4 protein-coding genes are annotated in these 5,594 nt (G+C 67.0%); 1 reads left to right on the top strand and 3 read right to left on the bottom strand.

The window, feature by feature from the left end; all coding sequences use genetic code 11:
* The 3 genes from ACE3SN_RS15995 to ACE3SN_RS15985 all read right to left on the bottom strand — a co-directional run.
* A partial coding sequence (locus ACE3SN_RS15995; RefSeq protein WP_374531702.1) for a ferritin-like domain-containing protein occupies positions 1–698 on the bottom strand: 698 nt, incomplete at its 3' end.
* A gap of 10 nt (positions 699–708) precedes the next feature.
* Positions 709–1,182, bottom strand: a complete 474-nt coding sequence (locus tag ACE3SN_RS15990) for a peroxiredoxin (protein ID WP_374531703.1) — start codon at positions 1,180–1,182, stop codon at positions 709–711.
* Positions 1,182–3,902, bottom strand: coding sequence for a bifunctional [glutamine synthetase] adenylyltransferase/[glutamine synthetase]-adenylyl-L-tyrosine phosphorylase (locus ACE3SN_RS15985; RefSeq protein ID WP_374531700.1), 2,721 nt, complete (start codon positions 3,900–3,902; stop codon positions 1,182–1,184). Before ACE3SN_RS15985 ends, ACE3SN_RS15990 begins: the two co-directional genes overlap by 1 nt.
* Positions 3,903–4,038: 136 nt before the next feature.
* On the opposite strand from ACE3SN_RS15985, the gene ACE3SN_RS15980 reads away from it, so the two are divergent.
* The coding region (locus tag ACE3SN_RS15980) for a M28 family metallopeptidase (protein WP_374531698.1) at positions 4,039–5,594 on the top strand (1,556 nt) is incomplete at its 3' end.

Raw genomic sequence — 5,594 nt, 5'->3', positions numbered from 1 at the left:
CGGGCAACCAAGGTTTTCCAATGATTCTCGGGGGATTCGCCGAGCCGGTTGCAGACTGCGGCGAAATGCATTGAACCGAACCGGACGTGGCGGATTTCGTCGTCAAGGATTCGTTGCAGGATTCGCGCCCCGTTCTCGTCCCCGGCGGCGCGCACTCGCTCCAGCGTAAAGGGCGTCACATCGAGCCCGCGAGCTTCCAGCACCATCGGCACGACAGCCAGCCTTGCCGCTACGTCATGCGCGGTCTCGCGGGCTGCATCCCAGAGGCCGGAATGTGCGGGAAGGGCACCGTAGCGGCTGCCGAGCGAGTGCAATTTTCGCTCGATCAGGGCGAAGTGCATCGCCTCGTCCGTGGCCACCGCCAGGAAGTCCGAAACGAAGCCGCGCCCCATCGATTCGCCGAACCGGCCGGCCATATCGAGCGCCAGGTCGATGGCGACGAATTCGATGTGGGCAAGCGAATGCCACAGGGCGATTCGACCCCGCTCGGACAGGCCTCGGCCGCGCTTGGGCATCCGATTGGGCGGCAGCAATTCCGGCGCGGCGGGGCGGCCGGGTTCGTCCGGCATGGCAACGTCGAAAACGAAGTCCAACCGCCCGGCGCGCCAGTCACGCACGAGCGAACGCGTGCGCATCACCTTGGCGCGCGGGTCGGTTTCGAGCAGGACGGCACGGATCGCCGCGGCAAGCGTGGTCATTGGCGGCCGGTCAGAGCGCCTGTGCTGCGGCAAGCACTTCCTCGGAGTGGCCCTTGACCTTCACCTTGTTCCAGACCCGCGCGATTCTGCCGTCGGTGCCGACCAGATAGGTGGTGCGGACCATGCCCATGTAGGTCCGACCGTAGTTCTGCTTTTCGGTCCAGATACCGAGCGCGTCGGACAGGCCGCCGGTTTCCGCATCACTGGCGAGCGGCGTGGTCAGTTCGTGCTTGGCGATGAACTTGAGGTGCTTGGCGGCAGTGTCCTTCGACACGCCGAGCAGCGCGGTGCCGGCCCGTTCGAATTCGGCCGAAAGCGCGGAAAAGTCCTTGTTTTCCGTGGTGCAGCCGGGGGTGTCATCCTTGGGATAGAAGAACAGTACCAGCTTGCGCCCGGCATAGTCGGACGGCTTGACGGCGCTGCCGTCGCTCAGGATCATTGCGATATCGGGCAGCGGATCGCCCACACCGGGAAACGAGCTCATCATTGGATCTCCAGTACTTCGCCGAAGGTCGCAGCCCAGGCGGCTGCGACATTCCAGCGGGCCTCGGCGAGGGCGCCGAGCAACGTTTCCCAATCGCCGCATCCGCAGGCGTGCGCAAGCACCTCGCGCGCGGCGCGGGGTGGTTCCTCGCCATCCGGAGCAAGCAGGCGCGCGGCGATCAGGAACCGGCCGAGGATCGCATGGGCCTGTGCCAGCGCCGCGGGGACCAGCCCCGCTCCGGCCAGTTCGCCGATCGCGGCCGAAAGCGAGGGCGCGAGTCCCGCATGGTCGCGCAGTTGCAGGTAGTGGGTGATGAACTCGATATCGACCAGTCCGCCGCGCGCCAGCTTGACGTCGAGCGGGCCCTTGGCGGGTTTATGCCGTGCCATCTCGCGGCGCATATGCAGCACGTCTTCACCCAGCTTCACCGGATCTCGCGGCATGGTCAGCACGCCGCGAACGATGTCTTGCAGTTCGGCCTGACCGGCAGCCGGGCCATAGAGCGGCCGCGCGCGAGCAAGGGCCATGTGCTCCCAGGTCCAGGCGCTTTCGTGCTGGTAGCGTGCAAAGCTGTCGAGGCTGACCGCCAGTGGCCCCTGCGCGCCCGAGGGGCGCAACCGGGTGTCGACCTCGTAAAGCGCGCCTTCCGCTGTGGGCACTGACAACGCGCCACTGATCCGCTGGGCGAGGCGGTTGAAATAGAGCGTCGCGCCCAGCGGCCGCGCTCCGTCGCTTTCGGCCCCGTGCTCCCCGGTGAACAGGTAGACGAGGTCAAGATCGCTGGCGTGGGTCAGCGATCCGCCGCCGAATCGGCCAAGGCCCAGCACCACCAGCTCGCCGCCCGGAACCTTGCCGTGGGCGCTCTCGAATTCGGCAATGGTCGCATCGGCCAGCACCTTCAGCGCCGCCTGGGCGACGCGGGCCAGGCCCTGGCCGATCTCCATCGGATCGCGCACGCCTTCGATCAGCTGGACGCCAAGGGCAAAGCGGCGTTCGCTGACCCGGCGGCGCACCCGGTCGAGCACCTGCTGGTAATCGTCGCCGTCCTCGCCGCGTTCGAAATCGGCCGCGAGCGCGGCAACATCGGGCGGCAAGTCGAAGGCCGAGGCGTCGATCAGCGGATCGAGCAGGTTGGCCCTGCGCGCCAGCGCATCGGCCAGCGGCGGAGCAAGGCTGAGAATCCGCGCGAGCAGTTGCGCCAGTGCCGGACGCGCTTCAAGCAGGCGGAACAGGTTGACCGCGCTGGGCAGGTTGGTGAGCAACTGTTCCCAGCGCAGCAGCGCTCGCTCGGGCTCGGGGGCGGCGGCGAAGGCGGAGAGCAGGGGGCCGAGAACCGCGTCAAAGGCATCGCGCGCGGCATCGCTGCGCAGCGCGCGCAGCCTGCCCGAGCGCCAGCCCTCGATCCGCTCGGCCAAGGCTTCGGGATCGGCAAAGCCCTGCACAGCCAGCAGTTCGGCCAGCGCCGTGCCGGCCGGGGCGGGCAGCGCAACGCTGGCGTCTTCTTCGGCATGCTGCGCAATCAGCCGGTCATATCGCGCGCCGACCGCTTCGGTGATCGCTTCCAGTTCGGCGATCAGCGCCGCACCGTCAGCCAGCCCTGCAAGCTGGGCGACATTATCGAGCGCGGCGGGATCGGTGGGGAGCGAATGGGTCTGGTGGTCCGCGACCATCTGCAAGCGGTGTTCAAGCGTGCGCAGCCGGTCATAGCTTTCGCCCAGCACCGCGGCGTCTTCGGCCGCGATCAGTCCGGCCTCGGCGAGGGCGTCAAGGCTGGCGCGGGTGCCGCGCAGGCGGATCGAGGGGGTGCGCCCGCCGTGGATCAGCTGGTGGGTCTGGGCGAAGAATTCGACCTCGCGAATCCCGCCGCGCCCCTGTTTCAGGTTGAAGCCGGGGCCGGGGCGCTTTGGCCCGCTATGATTGGCGCGGATCCGCCGGGTGAGCCGCCCGATTTCCATGATCGCGCCGAAATCGAGGCTTTTGCGCCAGACGAACGGCCGGATCGCGGCGAGGAACGCCTCGCCCGCCGGAATATCGCCAGCGCAGGCCCGCGCGCGGATGAAGGCGGCGCGTTCCCAAGCCAGCGCGGAGCTTTCGTAATGGGTCAGCGCGGCTTCGACCGGGATCGCCAGGGGGCTGACTTCCGAGGCCGGGCGCAGTCGCAGGTCGACCCGGAAGACGTAGCCTTCGTGGGTAACGTGGCTCATCGTCTCCATCACCTTGCGGGCCACGCGCTGCGCCGCCTCGCCCGGCTCGTCGCGTTCCCGCCGGGGCAGGGTGAGCGGATCGTAGAGCAGAATCGGATCGATGTCGGACGAATAGTTGAGCTCGCCCGCGCCGTGCTTGCCCAGCGCGAGGGCGATGAACCCGGCCGGCTCGGCATCGGGCGCGCGGGCCAGGATCGCGTCGCGAATCGCGGCATCGAGCGAACGGTCGGCAAAGGCGGTCAGTTCACCCACCACCCGCATTAGCGGAAAGGCCCCGGCGAGGTCGCCAATCCCCAGGGCAACCGCAAGCGCCAGCTTTTCGCGGCGCAGGGCGCTGCCAACCTCTTCCGCGCCAGCGCCAGCCTGGCGCGCCATGGCGAGCGCGCCTTCGCCGTCACCGCCGGCAAGCAGTTCCGCAAGTGCGGGCAAGCGATCGAGACCCCGCGAGAGGAAGGGGGAATGTGCCCGCGCGCGCGCCAGCGCTCCGCTCCAGTCTGGGGTGTCTTTATCGGTCATCGAGACAGCGATGGCCGAGCAGGCCGAAGGGATCAAGGGACTGGATCAAAGTTGGTGGTCGATCCCACGCTTGCGCAGACGGCGCGGCTTTGCCAGTTAACGCCCTTCCAATTCACAGCAAAGGTCGCCCTCCTCCATGGTACTTCGCTCATCCAAATTCCTGCCACTGATCGCCGGGACTTTCGCCGCCGCCATGACCGTGAGCGCCGACGCCAAGGCGCCGGCAGCGCCGCCGATCCCGGCAGTCAAGGTGCCGGTTATCCAGACCGACACGCTCAATACCGTTACTTATGTGCTCTCTTCCGATGCCTTCGAAGGGCGCGGCGCGGGTACGCCGGGTGAAGAAAAGACCGTCAATTACATCATCCAGCGGTTCAAGGATGCGGGCCTCCAGCCGGGCAACAACGGCAGCTGGGTGCAGGAAGTGCCGATCGTGGAAATCACCGCCAAGAATTCGAGCGGGCTGACGGTGAACGCCGGCGGGCAGGCGCTGCAGTTCAAGGACGGCAGCGATTTCGTTGCCGCCAGCTACCGTGTGGTCCCGCATACCGAGCTCAAGGACGCGCCGCTGGTCTTCGTTGGCTATGGCATCAACGCCCCGGAACTGGGCTGGAACGACTATGCCGGGATCGACATGCACGGCAAGATCGCGGTGATCCTGGTCAACGACCCCGATTACGAGAACGAGACCGAGGACGGCCTCTTCAAGGGCCGCCGGATGACCTATTATGGCCGCTGGATCTACAAGTTCGAGGAAGCCGCCCGGCAGGGCGCGGCGGGCGCGCTGATCATCCACGATACCTTCCCCGCCGCCTATGGCTGGAACGTGGTCAATTCAAGCTGGACCGGCGCGCAGACCTATACCCAGAAGCCCAATGACGCGATGGATCAGACCCAGTTCAACGGCTGGATCCAGAAGCCGGTCGCCGAAGCGGTGTTCAAGGCCTCGGGCCAGGACCTTGGCGCACTGACTCAGGCTGCCAAGCAGAAGGGTTTCAAGGCCGTGCCGCTCGGTTCGACCGCCAGCCTGTCGTTCGACAACGATCTGCGCAAATCGGTTTCGCGCAACGTCATCGGCATCCAGCCGGGCAAGAAGCGCCCGAACGAATATGTGCTTTATACCGCGCACTGGGATCATCTCGGCCGCTGCGCGCCGGATGCCACCGGTGACGACATCTGCAACGGGGCGATCGACAATGCCACCGGCGTCGGCGCGCTGGTCGCCCTGGCCGAAGCCAACGTCAAGGCCGGCCCGGCCGATCGCAGCCAGGTGTTCCTGGCCGTAACGCTGGAGGAATCGGGCCTGCTGGGCAGCGAATACTATGCCCAGAACCCGGTCTACCCGCTCGCCCAGACGGTCGGCGGGGTCAACATGGACGGCGTCAGTCCGGGCAGCCCGAGCCGCAACGTGCAGGTGACCGGCGGGGACAAGTCCGATCTTACCCGCTATCTGCGCGCGGCGGAAAAGCAGATGGGACTGTACGAATCCGGCGAAACCCATCCCGAGCGCGGATCCTACTACCGCTCGGACCATTTCAGCTTCGCCAAGCGCGGCGTGCCGATGTTCGCGGTTGGCCGCGGCAGCGACTGGGTGAACGGCGGCAAGGAAGCCGGCGAGGCGGCGAGCGATGATTACACCAAGAACCGCTATCACCAGCCGAGCGACCAATACGATCCCAAGTGGGACTGGTC

Origin of the sequence: Novosphingobium sp., from assembly GCF_041915465.1 — a bacterium.
Lineage (GTDB): Bacteria > Pseudomonadota > Alphaproteobacteria > Sphingomonadales > Sphingomonadaceae > Novosphingobium.
This window is presented reverse-complemented; position numbering and strand designations above follow the sequence as displayed.

What these genes read in the sequence shown, in the direction of transcription:
- ACE3SN_RS15985 (WP_374531700.1), bottom strand. Translation starts at nt 3,902, where the DNA reads ATGACCGATAAAGACACCCCAGACTGGAGCGGAGCGCTGGCGCGCGCG.
- ACE3SN_RS15990 (WP_374531703.1), bottom strand. Translation starts at nt 1,182, where the DNA reads ATGAGCTCGTTTCCCGGTGTGGGCGATCCGCTGCCCGATATCGCAATG.